The organism is Cupriavidus sp. USMAA2-4 (assembly GCF_001854305.1).
Taxonomy (GTDB): Bacteria; Pseudomonadota; Gammaproteobacteria; order Burkholderiales; family Burkholderiaceae; genus Cupriavidus; species Cupriavidus malaysiensis.
The window spans coordinates 92,850-111,921 of sequence record NZ_CP017749.1; the positions used below are offsets into that span (position 1 = coordinate 92,850).

The following is a 19,072-nucleotide window of genomic DNA, read 5'->3' on the forward strand; positions in this document are numbered from 1 at the left end:
TTCGCCTCGGACGGCATGCTCGGCGCTGCGATTTCGGTACCAGACACGTCACTCCTCGGCACGCTCTGAGCCATCCGGCAGGCAAGGCGGCGGCAAGCAGGCCGTTCGTGATGAGCCGGCGAGGCCAACAGCGAGTGCCCTGGCCTGGAGCAGGCCGCGGGGGCCGCAGGCAGGGCTGGCGCGTCATCGTGGAACAGCCGCTTGGCATGCCGGTCGTGCAAGCAGCGGATGGCGGAATTGGGGGTGGGCCGGATTATAGCAACATCGCCACGGCCGGCCCGGCGCTCACGGGCAGGCCGGGTGGCTGGAACGCACAGCACGCGGCGGCGCGGCCCGCGCGCGCGTCACTTCGGCGCAGCCGCGGCCGGATGAAACAAGGGGTACGGCACACCGCGCGCCGGCGTGGCAGTGGTCTGGTCGATCACGCGCTCGGCGTCGGCGACCTCGCGCAGCGCGGCGAAGAAGGCCGCCGCGGGGAATTCCGGCGCGGTGCAGCCCTGCACCAGGATCCAGCGGGCGCTCACCGTGATCCACAGGGAGCTGCGGCGCCAGGCCGGCAGCTGCAGGTCCAGCGTGTGCAGGCGGCGCTGCAGGCTGTCGGCGACATCCTTGTCATATTGGTAGGCATTGGGCAGGCGGCAGCGCCCCTCCAGCCAGCAGTGGTTGCCATGCTCGATGCGATGGTGCGACTCGCGCATCCACTCGGCCTCGCTGACGCGCGGCCCGGCCGGTTCCGGGCAGGCGGGCACGGCCGCGCTGACCTGCAGGAAGGGATCGTTGCCGCGGTTGAGCAAGGCGGTGTCGTCCGCCCACGCGGACGGCGCCGCGGCGCAGGCAACGGTCAGCAGGGCGCCGATGCCTGCGCGCCGCAGCGCGCCCGGCAACCGGCGGGACGCGGTAGACCTGGCAGCGGCCATGGGTACCTCTCCCCTTGGAAGGGCGGCGGCAACGGCACACGGGGCGGCCCCGGGGCGCATCCGGCGCCACAAAAAAACAAGCCCCGCACGGGGCGGGGCTTGTCCTTGTCGGCAGTATCAGCCGGCGTTCAAGCGGCTCAGATCGCCTGGATCTTGGTGGCCTGCTCGCCCTTCTGACCCATGGCCTTGACGTAGCGGACCTTCTGGCCTTCCTTCAGCGACTTGAAGCCATTGCCTTCGATCGCGGAGAAGTGCGCGAACAGGTCGTTGCCGCCTGCGTCCGGGGTGATGAAGCCAAAGCCCTTAGCGTCGTTGAACCACTTAACGGTACCGGTTTCCATTTTGTTTGTTACCTCAGATTTCAAATAAGCTCGTTTTGCTCACCAAGCATGATGCCCAGAGAATGGTGGCGGCCGGAGCCTAACAACCACACACTGCGCCAGTATGTCAGCGAACCAACGATACGCCCGACAATAAAGTCACCAGATGGTGCACATGCGAGTGCCCATTTTCAACGAATTCGCTCGGCTGTCAATCGGGAAAGGCCTGAGAAAATATGTCTTGGCGCAAAAAGTCATTCAATATTTCCAACAACAGAGATTAGCGCCATCTACTTCCCCCGCGAACGGGGCATATCTTCGGCGATCGACCCGTGCTTTCAGCCGAACTTGCGTGCCGCGTCAAGCGCCAGGCCCGCGCCGATCCCCCCGAATACGTCACCTTCGACGCAGCGCGCCTGCGGCAGCTGGGCCGCCAGGCGCTGCCGCAGCAGCGGGACCGAACTGGAGCCGCCGGCAAACAAAATCGTGTCAACCTCGCCGGCATCCACCCCGGCACTCTGCAGCAAATCCGCCACGGTGCGCTCCACCTTGCCGACCAGGCGGACAATGGCCTCGTCAAAATCGGCGCGCCCCACCTCCAGGCTTTCCCCCGGGGCAATCCGGCCCAGGTCCAGGCGCGCTGCCGTTTCGGCCGACAATATGATCTTGGCCGACTCCACCTGCAGGGCCAGCCAGTGGCCGGCGCGTTGCCGGATCAGCGTGAGCAGGCGGTCCAGCGGCGCCTTGTCGCCGGCGTCGCGGTAGTTGTCCATGACATGCGCCCAGGCCTTGCGCGTGTAGACCTGGTTGATGGTGTGCCAGCTCGCCAGGTCGAAGTACAGTCCCGAAGGCATGGCCTTGCCGTTGCGCAGCGAGCTGCCCAGCCCCAGCAGCGGCATCGCGCTGGCCAGGCTGAGGCTGCGGTCGAAGTCGGTGCCGCCGATATGCACGCCCGCACTGGCAAGGATGTCGTCGCGCCGGTCGGCCAGCCCGGCGCGCCGGGGAGACAGGCGCAGCAGCGAGAAGTCGGACGTACCGCCGCCGATGTCGGCCACCAGCACCAGTTCCTCGCCGCCGATACGCGCTTCGTAGTCGAAGGCGGCGGCGATCGGCTCGAACTGGAAGGCGATGTCGCGGAAACCAGCCGCGCGCGCGATGTCTTCGAGCGTCTGCTGCGCCACCCGGTCGGCTTCATCGTCCTCGTCGATGAAGCGCACCGGCCGGCCCAGCACGGCCTGCGTGAACTCGCGGCCGGCGGCCGCCTCGGCGCGGCGCTTGAGTTCGCCGATGAACTGCGCCAGCAAGCCGCGGAACGGCATGGCCTGTCCCATGACCTCGGTGCAGTCATCCATCATCGAGGTGCCCAGCAGGCTCTTCAGCGAGCGCATCATGCGCCCCTCGTAGCCTGCCAGGTAATCGTCCAGCGCCGCGCGGCCGTAGCTGACCAGCGGGTCCTCCGCATGGAAGAAGACGATGGACGGCAGCGACGGCTTGCCCTCCTCCAGCGGCAGCAAGGCGGCTTCGCCGGGCCGGTACCAGCCCACCGTCGAATTCGACGTGCCGAAATCCACACCGCACGCCTGTGCCTGCCTGTCCTGCCAACCCCCGCTCTGCAACGTCAAACCCCGCTCCATCAATCCGCGCCGGAATACACCCGGCCGCCCGGGCACCGGCGGCGGGCGCGCGCTGCCGGCCGGACATTGTAGTGGCAAGCGGCGCCGCGCACCCGGAACTTGACAGCGGCGGTTCCGCTCCCTATTCTCGCATCGTTCTTTTGAAAAGATCACCGTTCTATTATACAGAATACTGGATAGAAGGCGACCTGGCCGGCCGCGCACCGCGCCTGCCCCGCCCCATGCACCTGGAGACATGATGAAGCACCCCTACTCCCCCCTGCGCCGGCTCTTGTGCCTGTTCGGCGCGGCCTGCCTGGCCGCCCCCGCCCTGCCCGCGCTCGCCGCCGGCGACTACCCGGCCCAGCCGGTGCGGCTGGTGGTACCGTTCCCGCCGGCCGGCGGCACCGATGTGATGGCGCGCCTGGTCTTCAACAAGATCGGCACCGATGCGCACTGGAACGTGGTGGTGGAGAACCGCGCCGGCGCCGGCGGCAACATCGGCCTGGACGCGGTCGCCAAGGCCAAGCCCGACGGCTACACCCTCGGCATGGGGCAGACCGCCAACCTGGCGATCAACCCCAGCCTCTATCCGCGCATGCCCTACGACGTGCTGAAGGATTTCGCGCCGGTGGCCCTGGTGTCGGCCCAGCCCGTGGTGCTGGTGGTGCGCGCCGACGCGCCGTTCAAGACCGTGGCCGACCTGGTCGGCGCGGCCAAGGGGCGCACGCTGTCGATGGCCTCTGCCGGCACCGGCACCGTGGGCCACCTGACCGGCGAGATGTTCGCCCGCCGCGCCGGCATCAAGGTGCTGCACGTGCCGTACAAGGGCGCCTCGCCCGCGCTGACCGACCTGCTCGGCGGCCAGACCGACTTCTACTTCGCCACGCCGCCGATCGCGCTGCCGATGATCAAGGCCGGCAAGCTGCGCGCCCTGGCCGTGACCTCGGCCAAGCGTTCCGCGCTGCTGCCGGCGGTGCCGACCGTGATCGAATCCGGCTACGCCGGCTTCCAGGCCGAGGACTGGAAGGCGGTGGTGGCGCCGGCCGGCACGCCCGCCGAGGTGATCCGCCGCGTCAATGAACAGACCAACAAGGCACTGGCCTCGCCCGACACCATCAGCAAGATGCGCGCCGAAGGCAGCGAACCGCGCGGCGGCACGCCGGCCGAGCTGGCCGCCTTCATCAAGGCGGAGCACGCGCGCTGGGGCGCCATCGTGCGCGAATCGGGCGCGCATGTAGAGTAAGGCGCGCCACCCGCCCGCCACGCAATCCCTTTCGATACCAGACAGATGCATAAACCGCTACGCCATATCCGCGTGCTCGACCTGACCAATGTGCTGGCCGGGCCGTTCTGCTGCCACCAGCTGGCGCACATGGGCGCCGAGGTGATCAAGGTCGAGACGCCCGGCACCGGCGACCTGGCGCGCCAGCTCGGCGCCGATCCGGAACTGAACCGCCGCCTGATGGGGGTGTCTTTCCTGGCACAGAATCCCGGCAAGCGCTCGATCACGGTCAACTTCAAGCACGCGCGCGGCAAGGAAGTCTTCCGCAAGCTGGTCGCCAGCGCCGACGTGGTGGTGGAGAACTTCCGCCCCGGCGTGATGGACCGCCTGGGACTGGGCTATGCCGCGCTCAAGGAAGTCAACCCGCGCCTGATCTACTGCGCGATCTCCGGCTTCGGCCAGGACGGCCCGCTGAGCGGACTGCCGGCCTACGACCAGATCATCCAGGGCATGGCCGGCGTGATGCACATCACCGGAGACCCGGACACCGCGCCCTACCGGGTCGGCTATCCGGTCTCGGACACCATCGGCGGCATGACCGCGGCCTTCGCCATCGCCGCCTCCCTGGCCGACCGGGAGCGCGAGACCGGCTACTTCCTCGATGTCTCCATGCTCGAGTCCACGCTCTGCACCATGGGCTGGGTGGTCTCCAACCACCTGATCGCCGGCAAGGCGCCGGTGCCGATGGGCAACGAGAATATGACGGCCAGCCCCTCCGGCACCTTCCGCACCGGCGACGGCCTGCTCAATATCGCCGCCAACAAGCAGGAGCAGTTCGAAGCGGTCTGCCGCGTGGTGGGCCGCCCCGAGCTGGCGGCGGATCCCCGCTTCGCCGAGCGCCAGGCCCGGCTGCAGCACCGCGCCGAGCTGACGCGCGAACTGGAGGCGGAACTGGCCAAGGGCAGCGCCGACGACTGGTGGCAGCGCCTCAACGAGGCCGGCGTGCCGGCCGGTCCGGTACTGAGCGTGCCGGAAGCGCTCGCGCACCCGCAGGTGGCCACGCGCGGCATGGTCGGCACCTTCCCGGCGGCACCGGGCGTGGAGCGCGATATCCGCCTGGTGCGCACCGGCTTCAAGGTCAACGGCGCGGCGCCGGCGGTCGACACGCCGCCGCCCGAACTCGGCCAGCACACCCGCGACATCCTTGCCCAGCTCGGCTACGACGACGCCGAGATCGAATCCCTGAAAGAGGAACGAGCCATATGAAGGAAGCCATGATGAATCAAGGCATGAAAGCCGCCGACGACGACGGCGGCATCGACGGCGGCATCGACGCCGGCCGGCGCCTGTCGCAGGACTGGTGGCACACCGGCATCATCGACATGCGGCCCGGCGAGATCCGCTACCGCGGCTATCCCATCGAGCAGCTGATCGGGCAGGTCTCCTTCGCCCAGATGATCTGGCTGATGCTGCGCGGCGAGCTGCCCGGGCGCGGCCAGGGCGAGCTGCTCGACGCGGCCCTGATGTCGGCGGTCGACCACGGCCCGCAGGCGCCCAGCATCGCCATCGCGCGCATGGCGGCCACCTGCGGCGTCGGCCTCAACAACGCGATGGCCTCGGCGGTGAACGTGCTGGGCGACGTGCACGGCGGCGCCGGCGAGCAGGCTGTGGAGCTGTACCAGGAGATCGCGCGCCGCATCGACACCGGCCTGCCGCAACAGGAAGCCGTGCAGGGGGCGCTGCAGGACTGGCGCGAGGCGCATGGCAAGTTCGTGTCCGGCTTCGGACACCGCTTCCACCCGCTCGATCCGCGCGCCCCGCGCCTGCTCGAACTGGTCGACCGCGCCGCCGCCGACGGCGTGGTGGCGGGCCGCTATGCCGGCATCGCGCGCGCGATCGAGGCCGAACTGGGCGCGGGCCGCAGCAAGCCGATCCCGATGAACATCGACGGTGCCACCGCGGTGATCTACGCGGAGCTGGGCTTTCCGGCGCCGCTGGCGCGCGGGCTGTTCTGCCTGTCGCGCTCGGTCGGCATCCTCGCCCATGCCTGGGAACAGACCCAGCAGGGCGGCCGCAACAAGGGCCCGATCCCGCGCCAGTTCATCTGGACCTACGACGGCCATCCGCCGCGCGATGTACCGCCGCAGGACCGACCGCCGCAGGACCGACCGCCGCAGGACTGAAGCCTGCGCATCGCGGCCGGTGCAGGAGCGCCGGCCGCTCTCCCATCGATTGCCCTGCCGCCCTGCCCCTCAGGCCGGCTGCAGCGCGCCATCCTCGTCGGCGTCCTCGTCCCCATCCTCATCGCGCACCGGCATGCCCAGGCTCGACGCCAGTACGAGGCGGTCGCGCCCGCGCTGCTTGGCGACATAGAGCGCCCGGTCCGCCGCAGCGAACAGGCCTTGCCACAGGGCCTCGCGGCTGCCGTCGGCGCCGTCGATCTGGGCCACGCCGATACTGACCGTGGCGCTGCCGCGCCGCCCCGGCAGGTCGATGGCCCTGACCTTGCGCAGGATGCGGTTGGCCAGGGCGCAGGCCTGTCCCTCGTCGGTGTAGGGACAGAGGATGCAGAACTCCTCGCCGCCGTAGCGGCCGGCCACGTCGGAAGCCCGCCGCGAATGGTCGATGGCCTGCGCGATCTGGCGCAGCACGGCATCGCCCACGTGGTGTCCGTGGCTGTCGTTGACCTGCTTGAAATAATCGACGTCGATGGCCAGGCAGGTCAGCGGCTCGCCGCCGCGCTGCCAGCGCGCGATCAAGGCGTCGGCGGCCTGGTCGAGCGCGCCGCGGTTCAGCAGGCCGGTCAGCGCGTCCAGGCGGGCGCCGCTCTCATTGCGCGCGATGATCTGCTCGGTGGCCAGCAGCGTGCAGCCGAAGCAGCCAAGCAGCGAGCCCACCAGCGGCAGCGCCACCCACAGCGCGCGCGAGCTGTCGGCGACGAAGAACAGCGACTGGCCGGAGGCATCGACACCCAGGGCGTGCACCATGCCGGCGGCCTGGGTCAGCAGTTGCAGCAGGCAGCCCAGCACCGCCAGCGGCGCGCCGATACTGCGTTGCGACACGCCCGAATTCAGCAGCGACAACAGGGTCAGCAGCGACACCGTGCCCAGCATGCCGAAGCCGGACAACTGCAGCAGCGCGACCGCGTTGTGCTGCTGTGAGGCGTACAGCAGCACGGCCAGGGCCAGCAGCGCGGCCACGCGCAGCAGCGTGCGCCGCTCCGGCAGCCCGTAATAGACCCGGACGCCGAGGAAGATCGCCAGCCGGCCCAGCAGGAAGGCCCAGCCCGCCAGGGCGATCAAGGTGTAGGAGCCGGTGCCGATGGTGGAGGCCAGCGCCATGCCGGCACCGGCCACCAGCGCATAGCCGGCAGCCCAGATCCGGCCGGCCTCGCTCGCGCGCAGCGCCACCGCCAGCCCGGCCGCCATGACCAGCATGCTGGAGAACACCACCATCATGACGACTACCAGAGTTTGCTGGACCAGGTACACGGATGCCCTCTTTAGTATCCCGCGCGTGCTGCCGCCCCCTGTCCCCGGGGGGCGGCGGCCAGGCTGGATCATATCCGCCTTGCACAGGGGGGCACACCCCACTAAGGGTCCGGTCGGCCACACCGCTCGCCCCAGGGCGGCGGACCGTCAATCCGGGTAGGGAAATACCCCGCCCAGCTCCGCGCTCAGCACTCGCGCGGCGCGCAGCACGCTGGCACGGAACGATGCATCGAAACGCGGTGTCGGGCAGGTCAGCGTCAGCGCGCCCTTGAGCTCGCCGCCGGGCCCGAACACCGGCGACGACACGCCGGCGATGTCCGGGCTGCGGTCGCCGACCAGCTCGACCACGCCTTCGTCACGGATCTTCTGGTACAACTCGCCGCGCGCGCCGGAGAAGGCGCGCAGCACGCGCCCGCCGGCGCCACGGTTGCGCGGCAACAGGTCGCCGGCGCGGATATGGTCACGCACCGGCTGCGGTGAATCGACACGATACAGGCAGAGACGGTGCTCGCCCTGATCGACATGGAAGGCGGCGCTCTCGCGCGTATCCTGCACCAGTTGGCGCAGCACCGGCATCACCACCGCCTCCAGCGAGAACGAGGCCGCGTAGACGGCATGCAGCCGCGCCACCTCCGGACCGAGGCCATAGCGGCCGTCCCCGTGGCGCACGACCAGGCGCGCGTGCTCGAGCGAGGCCAGCAGCCGCAGCAGCGTGCTCTTGTACAGGCCGCTGCGCTGGGCCAGTTCGGCCAGCCCCAATGTGGTATCGCCCAGCCGGAACGCGGACAGCACGAAGAGCGCGCGGTCGACCGCGGCCGCCCCGCCAGGCGCGGCGTGCTTGTCGGCTTCGGAGAGTTGGGCGGCTTTACGTGGCATGCGCGGGGAGGCTCGAGGGTGGCGCCGCGCGTGCACCGGGCGCGGCGGCGAAGCTGCGCATTCTACCGCAGCGCCTGTTCCTGCGGACGCCGCGCGGCCGCCTCGCGCAAGGCCCGCAGGAAACCCTCGGTGGCCGGCCCGAGCTCGCCGCCACTGCGGCGCAGCACGCCGATCGGCTCCTCGGTGCCCTGGCTGTCCAGCGGCAGCCGCACCAGCACGCCCTGCGCGATGGCGCGCCGCGCCGCCGACAAGGGCGCCAGCCAGACCGCGTCGGTCGCCAGCGCGGTCATCTGTCCCAGCAAGGCATCGGAAGTCTCCAGACAGCCCGCCGGCAGCGGCAGGCCGTGGCGCGCCAGCAGGCTTTCGGCGCTGTGACGCGGCACCGAACCGGCCGCCGGCAGCACCAGCGGGCAGGCCAGCGCCTCGGCCAGCAGCGGGTGGCGGGCGGCGGCCAGCGGATGGCCGGCACGCACCGCCAGCACCAGCGGCTCGGTGCCGAGCATCTCGAACCACAATCCCTCCATGGCGGCCGGATCGTCCATGCGGCCCAGCACCACGTCGAGGCGGTCCGCCTTCAGCCACTCGATCAGCGGGCGGTTCATGCCCGTCTGCACCGCCACGGCGATGTCCGGATGGGCCTGGCGGAAGGCCGTCAGCACATCGAACAGCAGGTCCGGCACCACGCTGGGCAGGGCGCCCAGCCGGATGCGCTCGGCCGCCGCCGGACCATCGCTGACGCTGCGCGCGGCCTCGTCGAGGTCATCGAGCACACGCAGCGCGTGGCGCAGGAAGCGCATGCCGGCCGCGGTCAGGTCGGTGCCCGCGCGCTTGCGCACCAGCAGGCGCGCGCCGACCAGTTCCTCCAGCTCGCTCAGCGTCTTGGACACGGCGGGCTGGGTCAGTCCCAGCTTCTCGCCGGCCAGGCCCAGGTGCTGCAACTGGGCCACCGCGACGAAACAGTGCAGGTGGCGCAGGCGCACGCGCTTGCGGAAGGCCTCATGGCCGGGGCCGGCCCCTCCCGGATCGCGACGGAAATTCATGGAAACCCCGTCCATTGGCAAATTTTCATGAATATTCCCCAAAAACAAGGCGCTACTTATACTGCGCGCAGGATTCACCGGCAACCGGTATCATCCCGGATGGCCCGGCCGCCGTCGGCCGGGCCCGGCAGGATCCTCCAGGTGCCGCACCGCGCACCCGCCTGCCACCGTTCCGTCGCTCCCGCCCCTGTCGTCCCTTATGCCACCCACCGCCACGACTCTCGAAGCCTCGCCCCAGGGCGAGCCCGGGAGCGGCAGCCTCAGCCTGCGCATCCTCGCCATCGTCTTCTTCAACTTCGTGGCCTACCTGGCCGTCGGCCTGCCCATCGCCGTCGTACCCGGCTTCGTCCACGACTCGCTCGGCTACGGCACCGTGCTGGCCGGCCTGGCCGTCAGCATCCAGTACCTGGCCACGCTGCTGAGCCGGGCCTATGCCGGCCACCTGTGCGATGTCCAGGGCCCGAAGCGCTCAGTGGTGACGGGCCTGGCGCTGTGCGCCGGCAGCGGTGCCCTGACCCTGGTGGCCGGCCTGTTCGCGCACACGCCCGCGCTCGGCCTGGCCTGGCTGTTCGCCGGCCGGCTCGTGCTCGGCGCCGGCGAGAGCCTGGTCACCACCGGCACCATCGCCTGGGGCATCGGCAGCGTCGGCGCGCGCCACACCGGCCGGGTCATCTCCTGGAACGGCATCACCACCTACGGCGCCCTGGCCCTGGGCGCGCCGCTGGGCGTGATGCTGGGCCACGCATGGGGCCTGCCGGCCATCGGCGCGGTGACCACCTTGCTGGCCGGCGTGGCCCTGCTGCTGGCGCGCCGCAAGGCCGCCGTGCCCACCGTGGCCGGCGAGCGCCTGCCCTTCCGCCGCGTGTTCCGCGCCATGACGCCCTTCGGCCTGTGCCTGGCGCTGGGCTCGGTCGGCTTCGGCACCATCACCGCCTTCGTCACCCTGCTGTTCGCCAGCCACGGCTGGGACCACGCCGCGCTGGCCCTGACCCTGCTCGGCGCCTGCTTCGTGCTGGCGCGGCTGCTGCTGGCCGACGCCATCGGCCGCTTCGGCGGCTATCCCGTGGCGCTGGCCTCCTTTGCCGTCGAAGCCTGCGGGCTCGCCCTGATCGCGCTGGCGGCCACGCCGGCCATGGCCCTGGCCGGCGCCGCCGTGACCGGCTTCGGCTTCGCGCTGGTGTTCCCCGCGCTGGGCATGGAAGCGGTGCGCCTGGTGCCGCAGTCCAACCGCGGCTCGGCACTTGGGGCCTATGCGCTTTTCCTCGACCTGGCGCTCGGGCTGACCGGCCCGGTGGCCGGCTGGCTGGCCAAGCACCAGGGCTATGGGGCGGTCTACCTGTTCGCCGCCGTGTCCGCGCTGCTGGCGCTGGGGCTCAGCGTGGCCCTGTCCATGCGCCGGGACCCGGCGGCAGACTGAACCATGCCTGCCAGCGCCCCGCCCGCCAGCCCGTTGCCCGCCCTGCGCCCGCTGCGGCGCGACGAGCTGCCGGCCGACGCGGTCGGCCTGGCGCGCTACCTGCTGGACAAGGTGCTGGTCCACGACCTGCCGGAAGGCCGCCTGGCCGGGCGCATCGTCGAGACCGAGGCCTATCCGGTGGGCGACCCGGCCAGCTACGCCTACCGCGGGCGCACACGCGCCAATGGCGCCATGTTCCTGGCCCCGGGCCACGCCCATGTGCGGCTGCTGTACGGCCTGTCCTGGACCCTCAATATCTCGGCCGAGGCCGAGGGCATCGGCGCCGGCATCCTGGTGCGCGCGCTGGAACCGCTGGCGGGGCTGGAGGCCATGCGCCAGCGCCGGCCGGCCGCGCGCCCGCTCGACCTGGCACGCGGTCCCGGGCGCCTGGGCGCAGCCATGGCGATCGGGCCCGGGCTGGACCGCGCCGACCTGTGCACGGGCGCGGGGCTCTGGCTGGCAGACCGTGCCACTGCGGCCGGCGATTGCGGCACCGTCGGCGTGGCACGCCGCATCGGCCTGTCGCGCGCAGCCGATCTGCCGCTGCGCTTCTTCGTGGCGGACAACCCTTATGTCAGCGGCCCGAGGGCGGCACTGCGGGAAGCGCAGGGCCAGGCCTGAACTTTCCGGCGAAACCGCGAGGCAGGCCCCATACCGGGCACCTCGGCGGCCTCATGGGTCGATGGCAAGAAGCAAGTCGAGCGAGCCGGCGGACAGCCGGCCGTCCTTCAGCGCGGGGAGGTAGTTCCAGCGCGACGCTGCCGTCGCGACGTTCCGGTCGAACCTGTGCGAGCCGCTGGTGCGTATGACGGCCACGCGGCTGGGCTCGCCCAAGCGGTCCAGCGTCATGCGCAGCTCAACCGATTTCCCATGCTCCGGACGCTCTGCGACGAGGCGTATCCAGGGAGAGAGACGCTCCATCGACGCAATCTCGACGCTGGCGGCCCTGGCCTGGAACTCCTGGGCCGTATCGATCGCCCGCACCAGGCTTTCCGCCGCCACGCCAAGCGTTTGCCAGCGCCCGTGCGGAAGCAGCGCCTCGCTGGCGGCCGGGGCGATCGGCAGGACCGAGGTTGCCTCGCGCGTGGGCCTCGAAGCGGCCTCGAATCGCGATGCGACGGCGTAATAGACGAGCGCCGCCGCCTCTCCTTCCGTGTTCCAGGCCGCCGCGGCCATGCCGTACCACGCCCGGTGGTCCAGCGGGCGTGCCCAGATGGCCTGTGTGAAGAACGCGCTTGCCGCCTGCGGCTCTCCGTGCGCGAGGTGGTACTTCCCGAGCGCCAGCGCGGCGTAGTGCGCGCGCGGCGCTCTCACCAGGCGGTCACGATACCGGTCGATCTCCGGATCGATCGATGCCGCGGCAGTGCCGGCGGTCCGCCCTTGCACCTTGCCGAGGTCGCGCGAATCCACGAAATCGGCGAGATCGGCGGCATACCCCGCGACGTAGGCAGCGCTGTTCTCGCCTCCCGACAGCGCCTCGCCTTCATGCAGGCGCCGCAGGATCAGCTTCACGTCTTCATAGCGGCCACTGCTTGCCGCAGCGGCCACAGCGCGCACGTCCGCCCTCGCGGTAGCGAGTGCAATACCAGAAGTGAACTCGGCCTCGGACACATCGCGGCGCCACAGTACCTCCGGCTCGCGCGCATTCGCTCCCACCACCTGCGACGGGCCGTCGCTACGCTCGCTGTCGTCATGGGGCCACGCCAGCATCACCAGGACGATCGATGCGATGACCGCGACCGCTGCGAAGAAGATGTGCGTGACATTGTGCTGGGCTGCGGGCAACGGCAGGGATACCGGAGGCGGCAGCCTGGGCGACGGCGCGCTGCCGCCCGGCGCTGCTGACGCCTGTTTGCGAGCCCCCTTGCGTGCATTCCCCTTCCCAGTCGTTGCTGCTGCTTTGGCGATCAAGGCCGCGCGCGCGCAGGCAGCGCAGGGAAAGCCCGCAAAATGCTGATGGGAGGCATCGGCGGCACAGGCCTGCAGCCCACCCGCGTCGCGCAGTGCGTAGCCGCGCAGCGCTTGTGCCCACTCCACCGCAGTGGGCCGTGCCTCCCCGGGACCGGCAAAGGCCCGGTCGAACATGCGCCGCAACTCGGCCGGCATCATGGTGTGCCCGCTGGTCGGATTGGGCGCGATACGCGGATTCGGTTGCACGCCGTACGCATAGCAGCCCTCGCGGATACGCCCGGCCAGCTCGGTCGGCACCTTGCCATCGACCGGCTTGCCGCTGAAAGGATGGATACCGAAATTCAGCAATTGGAAGACCACCACGGCGAGCGCGAAGCGGTCCTGGATCTCCTCGCCCGCTGCGACCGGGGCGCGCCCCTGCAATTCCGGGGCTAGGTAGTCGACCGTGAACTGCTGGGCGGGGAAGCGCTCGGCTTCGCCCTGGATGCTGAAACCGTCGCAATCCAGCATGGCGATGTAGAGCGAGTCGCGGTAGAAGCGCAGATTGACTGGCTTCAGATCGACGACATAGTGTCGCTGACGGTGCAAGGCGGCGATCACGGCGCTCAGATTCGCCGCCAGCGTGATCTTGGCGCCCAGCCCCGTCGGCAGCCCGGCGGCTCGCGCCTGCCGCTCGAGCAGGATCTCCTCGAGCTCGGCCGTGCGCTGTATGTCCAGCACCGGCATGACGAAGCCGATGAAATTGCCGCGCGCATCCCGGAGCGGCGCCTGCGGCCAGGCGATCTGCACATAGCGCTTGCCCTGCTCGACCTGGTCCGGAAGTTCGGGGCTCAGGCGCAGCATGGCATCGATCTTGCGCTGGCAGAGGCCCCGGTCCAGGTGCGCGTGGTAGAGCTTGGCGACCTGCTGCCGGGCATCGCTCAGCAGATATACGCTGCCGGCACCTCCGCTCTTGACCAGCCGGGCGAGCGTAAGGCTTTGCCCCGGGCCCAGCCACACTTTGCGTGCGCCACCGGATCGCCTCATTCGCGGTGTGCGATCAGCAGCGTCTTGTCGTCACCGGTGATGGCATGCGTACGGGGATCCGCCAGCGTGGCCGCGAGCGCCTGGCATCCCGCATGGCCGCTCGGCGCCTGGCGCAGGAAGCGCTCCACCGGCTCGATGAAGGGACCGTAAAGGCCGGAATTTCCCTTGCACATCGCAAAGGGCATGCTGCCATCGGACATCAGCAGCACGCTGGACGGATCCTGGCGGATCGCCGTGGTCCTGAGTCGACGACGCCAATCCGGCCCCGTGACGAAGAATGTCTCGTTGGCGTACTCGCCATTCAGCGGCAACGAAATATCCGGCCCCGCCGCAGCCAGCCGCGAGCAGGCCACGCCCACGCCATCGCCGATATGGAAGAAGCCGCCGCCGCGCGGATCCGCCACCACGCCGACCACTGTCGTCGCATAGTCATCGAGGCCCGCTCCCGCCGCGATGGCGATCTCCTGCAGCGCCTCGCGCACCCGGCCGATCACGGCCGCGATGGCCTGCTCGAACAAGGCCGGCTCCAGTTCGGGAAGCTCTTCGCCTTGCCTCAGCCGTGTAGCCAGCGCATGCACGGTGGATCGGGCAAAAAACTCGGCGCCCGCCTGGCTGTAGCGCGCGGAACCGGCGCCATCGCATACCGCGGCAACCAGGATCTCCCCGACCACCGCATGCGCGGACGCGTCCTGGCAAGGCAGCCCTTGGTCCAGGTGCGTCTTACCGGTCGCCGAAGCGGAGAATACTCGCCAGCCCATGCTCAAACCGCCACGGTCGACCAACTGTCCGTCGAAGGTAGCTGAGCCTGCGTACCCGGCGTCGACTGGGACACGGCCTGCATGCTGGCGCTGAGCCACAGGAAAAGCTCACGGAACTGCAAACCCTTGAGCTGCTTCACGCCCGGAGTCCCCTTGCTGCTGAATCTTCCCAGCACATCGACGCTGGCGCTCTCGCCCACCGCGATGGGAAACATCGCGACCTTGTTGGTCCGCTCGGCGTGACATGCCTGGCTGGCACTGGCGTCCCACGCGTCGGTCGGCACGCCGTCGGACATCAGGAAGAGCCATGGGCGCGTATACGCCACGCCTGCCTGCCGGAAGCGCTGCTTCTCCCGTTCGATTTCATCGAGCGCCAGGGCGACCGCCTGGCCCGTCGGCGTCGTCCCGCTGGCGACCAGGTCCGGTGCGCGGAAGTCCATCGCGTCGCACCACTCGCCAGCCACCTCGGCATCGTCGTTGCCACCGAGGCGGATCACCAGGATGCGGACCCGCTTGCTGGCGATGACGTCAGCTTTCAGTTCCTTCTCCAGCAATGCCAACCCCGCATTGAGTTCCTGCATCGGCCGCCCGGCCATGCTGCCGGAGCAGTCCAGCACCAGCGCCAACGGCGTACGCTGCTCGGTGTTGTCGACCAGTGCGACATCCGGTATCCCATTCGACGTCATGAAGATCCTGTGAAGAGTCGGCTCGGGACGCGGCACCTCGCCCCCCCATGGGCTGTGGCGTCCCACCACGCCGTATGGCGCGTCGCATCCAAGCCCGTGGGTCATGGAGCGGCCCAGTCTAGCGGCAAGGACGAAGGGCGTGACACACGCCACGCCAAATCAGAATCCTCTCCCCTTCGGCAAGAAGCTCCCTGAAGAATCATCCGAATCCACGCCGTGACCGATGCTCGTCGAGCACTGCATCCTCTTGTCGGCGGCGGCAGGCCCGCCGTCAGCGCATCACGAAGGATTTCACCAGGGTCAACTCGCCAGGCTTGCGCATCGGCACGCGGAATACCTGCTGCCTTTCGTCGAGCGTGTTCTCGTCGGTGATCACGGCGACCTGGGCCACCGTGATGGCTTCGCGGCGGGCACCGCTGCCGTAGTAGTTCACGTAGACCAGGTAGGTGCCTGCCGGCGGGGTCGGATTGGAATAGATCTCCGGCCCGTAGCCGGTGGTGACATCCACGTCGAGCGCGCCGCCGTCCGCCACCACGCGATTGGCGTAGAAAGTGTGCTGCCCGTCGGGCGCCACCACGTGCAGGTCGAGGTCGGTACCGTCGCTGTCCCACGACAGCACCACGCGCAGGCGCGGGCGTGCCCTGCCCGGATAAGCCTCGTAGAACTGCACGCGCTTGGCGCTCCCCTGCGGCGTGCGCAGCTCCACGCCGTTGCTGCCGGCCGAGAAGGCGTAGGGACGGGAGAAGCGCCCGTCCTCCTCCACCCGCTGCGGCATCGCCACACCGTTGACCACCAGGGTGGCGACCCCGCCGGTGACGCCATCCGCCTGCCCGGCCGGTGCCGGCGCGCCGTTCGCCGCCTTGGGCGCGCCGCGGATGCGCCCGGCGATCAGCGCGCTGCCGGGCTGCCCCGGGCGCGTCGACACGGCTACCGCGGGATAGTGCACCTCCTGCGTATAGTCTGCCGCGTCGCGCCCGGCATGGCGCCAGCCGTTCAGCGGCGCGTCGAACGTCACGGCATCCGCGGCCCGCGCCTTGCTGCTGGCCGCGGGCAGCGCGGCCAGCAGCAAGGCGGGCAGCAGCGCCGTCAGCGCGGCGGCGCTGCTGCCAGGCAGGCGCGCGCGCCCGTCGCCGTTCGAGGCTTGCCTGTGGTTTCTCTGTGTTTCCATTCCAGCTCCCGCTCCAGGCCCGCCATCAGAGGCGCACCGATTTCATCAGGGCCAGTTCGCCCAGCTTGCGCAGCGGCATCACCAGCGTCTCCCGCTTTTCATTGAGCGTGTTCTCGTTGTAGATCAAGGTCAGCCTGGCGGTGATCAGGTCGCGCTCGTGCGCGCCGCCGTCGAAGTTGTAGCCGCTGGCGTCGAAGTTGCCCCAGTAATTGACGTAGAACAGCCATACCCCCGCGCGCGGCGCGGCGCTGGAGAAGATCTCCGGCCCTGCGCCGTCCACGCTGTCCACGTCGAGACCGCCGCCCTCGGGCAGCAGCGGACTGGCAAAGAAGGCGTGGCCGCCATCGGGCGAGATCACATGCAGGTCGACCTCGGCCTTGGGATCGTCCCAGGTCAACACGGCACGCAGCTTGGCCTGCACCTTGGTGGCATCGGCCTCGTAGAACTGCAGGCGCTGGCGCGTCCCGCCGTCCGCCGACACGATCTCGACGCTGTTGGAGCCGCGCCCGAAGGCCCACGGCCGCGCGAAGCGCCCCTGTTCGTCGGCGTACAAGGGCATGGCATTGCCGTTGACCACCAGCGTGGCCGGCTTGCGCCCGGCCTTTCCGGCCTGGCGCAGGCGGCCTTCGATCAGCGTGCGGTACTTCTGCGCGCCGCGCTCCACCGGCGGCTTGGGGTAGGCGGCCGTGTACTGCTCGAGCTCGCTGCTCAGCCCGCTGTGGCGCCATCCGCCCGCCGGGCCGTCGAGCTCCGCGACCGGGCCGGCCATGGCAGCCAGCGGCGCCATGGTGCAGGCCAGCGCCAGCGCGTTGCGATAGCGGCGCCGGCGCGGCACCGCGACGATGGATTCCTGACTCATCATGGGAATGGCGTGCGCACGAGCTTACGCGCCTGGGCTTCGATAAAGGACTCATCCTGCCCGCGCGGATGATGCGCAAAGGCGAGATGCAGGTACTCGTGGGCCAGCGCGATATGGTCATCCTCGCTGGCCAGCCGGTGGATGTAGAGCCGGTTGCGGCGCGCGTCGGCGTAAGGCCGGCCCTCGCGCACCGCGCACACGGCGGGCAGCGGCGGCGTCTCGTAGCCGGATTCGGCGGCCAGCCGCCCCTGCCATTGCTTCGCGCGGCCGGCCAGCCACTGCCTCGCTCCGGCGATCTCCAGGCAATCGCCAGCCACCGGGCTCTGGAAGGAGGTCAGCGTGGCCTGCGGCCACCAGCGCGCCAGGATGGCGTCGAAGGCCAGGCCCTGGCCTGCCGCGCGCTTCGCTTCGGTCCAGGCCATGCGGCCCTTGCCGCCGGCATCGTGGTGATAGCGCACGGCCACGCCGCTCAGCACCAGCCCGTCGGTCTGGTCGGCGGCGTGCCGCGCCGCGGCGGCAGGAGCATGCGGCAGCACGCGTTGCGTGCGGCTGCTGTCCGCGATGCGGAAACAGCCCTGCGCGCGGGTGGCCTGCTGCACGAGGTAGCTGCGCGCGGCCACGGCCAGCGCGCGCGCCGCCTCCGGCTCGGCGGTGTCGCCCTCGCGCTCCACCACGCGCGCCACGTAGTCGTTCAGGCCGAAGCGGCCCACGATCCGGGCCGGTGCGCCGGGCGGCCGCAGCAGGCTCAGTTCGCCGCGGCTCTGCAGCCGCACGCTGTTGCCATTGGCAAAGACTGCCACGAAGCTGCCATCGAGCCGCCCCGCCGGCACCGCCCCTCCTGCCGGCACGGCCGTCGTTACCTCCCGCAGCGGATAGCGCTCGAACATGTCGACCAGCACGCAGGCGCCATCGTCCGGCACCGGCACGGTGGCGAGCATGGGGCGCAGCAGCGGTGCGGCGCGGCGCAGCACGTCCGCGCTGCCCCCCTGCCCGCCCAGCCAGGCCGGGCTGCCATCGGCCAGCCAGCCGGCGGCGCCGCCGATGAAAGCGCCTGGGCGCGCCGGGTCGGGCATGGTCCAGGTCTTGGCGCGCAGCAGGCTGCCATAGCTGGCCAGCGTGCCTTCGCCGCGGCCCACCGTCAGCACGGAAACCAGCGTGGCGGAGGCGGCCTGCTGCGCCGCGGGCGGCACGGCCTGCAGCGCAGCCAGCAATTCCGCCACCGGCACGGTGCGCTCCGCGCGCACGGCCTGCATGTCCTGCAGCCAGGCGGGCGCGCCCGCCGCCTGCCAGAAGCGGCGCCAGTCGGCGCCCGACAGGCCGAGCCGGCGCGGCTCGAAATAGCGTCCGCACGACTGCACCAGGGCGCGCTCCCGGTCGATCCGCCGGCCTGCCGCGCAGCAGTACGCCTCTTCCGGATCTCCTCCGCGGCAGGTGTAGTCCTGGCTGGCGGCATCGGTGCCCACCAGATAGCTGTAGACGAAGAGCTTCCACACACTGCCCAGCGGCGCGCGCAGGCCCGGCGGCAAGGGCGTCGCCACCGGCGCGCCGGGACCGAGCCGGTAGAGCCTGGCCTCGCCGTCGGCCAACCGGGCGAAGCGCACCGGGTCAGCCCCGCCAGGTTGCGCGGCGGCCGCTGCCGCCGCCGTGCCGGCGCCGCCGGGTGCCAGCGCCGACACCATGACTGACGCCAGCACCAGCAGGACGCCGCCTGCGCGCCGCATCGCGC

17 protein-coding genes are annotated in these 19,072 nt (G+C 70.6%); 5 read left to right on the forward strand and 12 right to left on the reverse strand.

What is annotated here, in order from left to right; all coding sequences use genetic code 11:
* Positions 1–344: 344 nt before the first annotated feature.
* The 3 genes from BKK79_RS20630 to BKK79_RS20640 all read right to left on the reverse strand — a co-directional run bounded on the left by BKK79_RS20630 (position 345) and on the right by BKK79_RS20640 (position 2,853).
* On the reverse strand, positions 345–917 hold the full coding sequence (locus tag BKK79_RS20630) for a BON domain-containing protein (protein WP_232346414.1): 573 nt from the start codon (positions 915–917) through the stop codon (positions 345–347).
* A 137-nt stretch (positions 918–1,054) separates the two neighbouring features.
* Complete coding sequence (locus BKK79_RS20635) at positions 1,055–1,258, reverse strand: cold-shock protein (RefSeq protein WP_008650922.1); 204 nt, start codon at positions 1,256–1,258, stop codon at positions 1,055–1,057.
* A 317-nt stretch (positions 1,259–1,575) separates the two neighbouring features.
* Entirely contained in the window at positions 1,576–2,853 is a 1,278-nt protein-coding gene (locus tag BKK79_RS20640; protein WP_232346486.1) for an Hsp70 family protein, read from the reverse strand.
* A gap of 256 nt (positions 2,854–3,109) precedes the next feature.
* Here BKK79_RS20640 and BKK79_RS20645 point away from each other — a divergent pair, with 256 nt between their 5' ends.
* The 3 genes from BKK79_RS20645 to BKK79_RS20655 are packed head-to-tail and all read left to right on the forward strand — an operon-like array spanning position 3,110 to position 6,258.
* Entirely contained in the window at positions 3,110–4,096 is a 987-nt protein-coding gene (locus BKK79_RS20645; RefSeq protein WP_156811552.1) for a Bug family tripartite tricarboxylate transporter substrate binding protein, read from the forward strand.
* Between the two features lie 45 nt (positions 4,097–4,141).
* Entirely contained in the window at positions 4,142–5,341 is a 1,200-nt protein-coding gene (locus BKK79_RS20650; protein ID WP_071019003.1) for a CaiB/BaiF CoA transferase family protein, read from the forward strand.
* A gap of 23 nt (positions 5,342–5,364) precedes the next feature.
* Positions 5,365–6,258, forward strand: coding sequence for a citryl-CoA lyase (locus tag BKK79_RS20655; RefSeq protein WP_071040262.1), 894 nt, complete (start codon positions 5,365–5,367; stop codon positions 6,256–6,258).
* A gap of 69 nt (positions 6,259–6,327) precedes the next feature.
* Here the strand turns inward: BKK79_RS20655 and BKK79_RS20660 are convergent, their stop codons facing one another.
* The 3 genes from BKK79_RS20660 to BKK79_RS20670 all read right to left on the reverse strand — a co-directional run bounded on the left by BKK79_RS20660 (position 6,328) and on the right by BKK79_RS20670 (position 9,482).
* Positions 6,328–7,566, reverse strand: a complete 1,239-nt coding sequence (locus BKK79_RS20660; protein ID WP_157903368.1) for a GGDEF domain-containing protein — start codon at positions 7,564–7,566, stop codon at positions 6,328–6,330.
* Between the two features lie 147 nt (positions 7,567–7,713).
* Positions 7,714–8,442 carry an IclR family transcriptional regulator gene (locus BKK79_RS20665; protein ID WP_071019001.1) on the reverse strand — a complete coding sequence of 243 codons (729 nt, stop codon included), beginning with the start codon at positions 8,440–8,442 and terminating at the stop codon, positions 7,714–7,716.
* 62 nt (positions 8,443–8,504) lie between these two features.
* A complete protein-coding gene (locus BKK79_RS20670) occupies positions 8,505–9,482 on the reverse strand; it encodes a LysR substrate-binding domain-containing protein (RefSeq protein WP_071038629.1) in 978 nt (325 codons plus the stop codon).
* Positions 9,483–9,681: 199 nt separating this feature from the next.
* Here BKK79_RS20670 and BKK79_RS20675 point away from each other — a divergent pair, with 199 nt between their 5' ends.
* Both BKK79_RS20675 and BKK79_RS20680 read left to right on the forward strand, forming a co-directional pair.
* On the forward strand, positions 9,682–10,899 hold the full coding sequence (locus BKK79_RS20675) for an MFS transporter (protein WP_071018999.1): 1,218 nt from the start codon (positions 9,682–9,684) through the stop codon (positions 10,897–10,899).
* Between the two features lie 3 nt (positions 10,900–10,902).
* Positions 10,903–11,559, forward strand: a complete 657-nt coding sequence (locus BKK79_RS20680) for a DNA-3-methyladenine glycosylase (protein ID WP_071038630.1) — start codon at positions 10,903–10,905, stop codon at positions 11,557–11,559.
* Positions 11,560–11,610: 51 nt separating this feature from the next.
* On the opposite strand, the gene BKK79_RS20685 is transcribed toward BKK79_RS20680, so the two are convergent.
* The 6 genes from BKK79_RS20685 to BKK79_RS20710 form a co-directional block, all read right to left on the reverse strand.
* Positions 11,611–13,875 carry a TonB family protein gene (locus BKK79_RS20685; RefSeq protein ID WP_084084979.1) on the reverse strand — a complete coding sequence of 755 codons (2,265 nt, stop codon included), beginning with the start codon at positions 13,873–13,875 and terminating at the stop codon, positions 11,611–11,613.
* Positions 13,872–14,633, reverse strand: coding sequence for a PP2C family serine/threonine-protein phosphatase (locus tag BKK79_RS20690; protein ID WP_071018994.1), 762 nt, complete (start codon positions 14,631–14,633; stop codon positions 13,872–13,874). Before BKK79_RS20690 ends, BKK79_RS20685 begins: the two co-directional genes overlap by 4 nt.
* 2 nt (positions 14,634–14,635) lie before the next feature.
* A complete protein-coding gene (locus BKK79_RS20695) occupies positions 14,636–15,319 on the reverse strand; it encodes a vWA domain-containing protein (RefSeq protein WP_071038632.1) in 684 nt (227 codons plus the stop codon).
* Between the two features lie 271 nt (positions 15,320–15,590).
* Positions 15,591–16,487: a YfaP family protein gene (locus tag BKK79_RS20700; RefSeq protein ID WP_084084981.1), complete on the reverse strand. Its 897-nt coding sequence runs from the start codon at positions 16,485–16,487 to the stop codon at positions 15,591–15,593.
* A 25-nt stretch (positions 16,488–16,512) separates the two neighbouring features.
* Positions 16,513–17,274, reverse strand: coding sequence for a YfaP family protein (locus tag BKK79_RS20705; protein WP_071040264.1), 762 nt, complete (start codon positions 17,272–17,274; stop codon positions 16,513–16,515).
* Between the two features lie 71 nt (positions 17,275–17,345).
* On the reverse strand, positions 17,346–19,067 hold the full coding sequence (locus BKK79_RS20710; RefSeq protein WP_071040265.1) for a DUF2300 domain-containing protein: 1,722 nt from the start codon (positions 19,065–19,067) through the stop codon (positions 17,346–17,348).
* Positions 19,068–19,072 lie beyond the last annotated feature (5 nt).

What these genes read in the sequence shown, in the direction of transcription:
- BKK79_RS20630 (WP_232346414.1), bottom strand. Translation starts at nt 917, where the DNA reads ATGGCCGCTGCCAGGTCTACCGCGTCCCGCCGGTTGCCGGGCGCGCTG.
- BKK79_RS20635 (WP_008650922.1), bottom strand. Translation starts at nt 1,258, where the DNA reads ATGGAAACCGGTACCGTTAAGTGGTTCAACGACGCTAAGGGCTTTGGC.
- BKK79_RS20645 (WP_156811552.1), top strand. Translation starts at nt 3,110, where the DNA reads ATGAAGCACCCCTACTCCCCCCTGCGCCGGCTCTTGTGCCTGTTCGGC.
- BKK79_RS20650 (WP_071019003.1), top strand. Translation starts at nt 4,142, where the DNA reads ATGCATAAACCGCTACGCCATATCCGCGTGCTCGACCTGACCAATGTG.
- BKK79_RS20655 (WP_071040262.1), top strand. Translation starts at nt 5,365, where the DNA reads ATGAAAGCCGCCGACGACGACGGCGGCATCGACGGCGGCATCGACGCC.
- BKK79_RS20665 (WP_071019001.1), bottom strand. Translation starts at nt 8,442, where the DNA reads ATGCCACGTAAAGCCGCCCAACTCTCCGAAGCCGACAAGCACGCCGCG.
- BKK79_RS20670 (WP_071038629.1), bottom strand. Translation starts at nt 9,482, where the DNA reads ATGAATTTCCGTCGCGATCCGGGAGGGGCCGGCCCCGGCCATGAGGCC.
- BKK79_RS20675 (WP_071018999.1), top strand. Translation starts at nt 9,682, where the DNA reads ATGCCACCCACCGCCACGACTCTCGAAGCCTCGCCCCAGGGCGAGCCC.
- BKK79_RS20680 (WP_071038630.1), top strand. Translation starts at nt 10,903, where the DNA reads ATGCCTGCCAGCGCCCCGCCCGCCAGCCCGTTGCCCGCCCTGCGCCCG.
- BKK79_RS20685 (WP_084084979.1), bottom strand. Translation starts at nt 13,875, where the DNA reads ATGAGGCGATCCGGTGGCGCACGCAAAGTGTGGCTGGGCCCGGGGCAA.
- BKK79_RS20690 (WP_071018994.1), bottom strand. Translation starts at nt 14,633, where the DNA reads ATGGGCTGGCGAGTATTCTCCGCTTCGGCGACCGGTAAGACGCACCTG.
- BKK79_RS20695 (WP_071038632.1), bottom strand. Translation starts at nt 15,319, where the DNA reads ATGACGTCGAATGGGATACCGGATGTCGCACTGGTCGACAACACCGAG.
- BKK79_RS20700 (WP_084084981.1), bottom strand. Translation starts at nt 16,487, where the DNA reads ATGGAAACACAGAGAAACCACAGGCAAGCCTCGAACGGCGACGGGCGC.
- BKK79_RS20705 (WP_071040264.1), bottom strand. Translation starts at nt 17,274, where the DNA reads ATGGCGCCGCTGGCTGCCATGGCCGGCCCGGTCGCGGAGCTCGACGGC.
- BKK79_RS20710 (WP_071040265.1), bottom strand. Translation starts at nt 19,067, where the DNA reads ATGCGGCGCGCAGGCGGCGTCCTGCTGGTGCTGGCGTCAGTCATGGTG.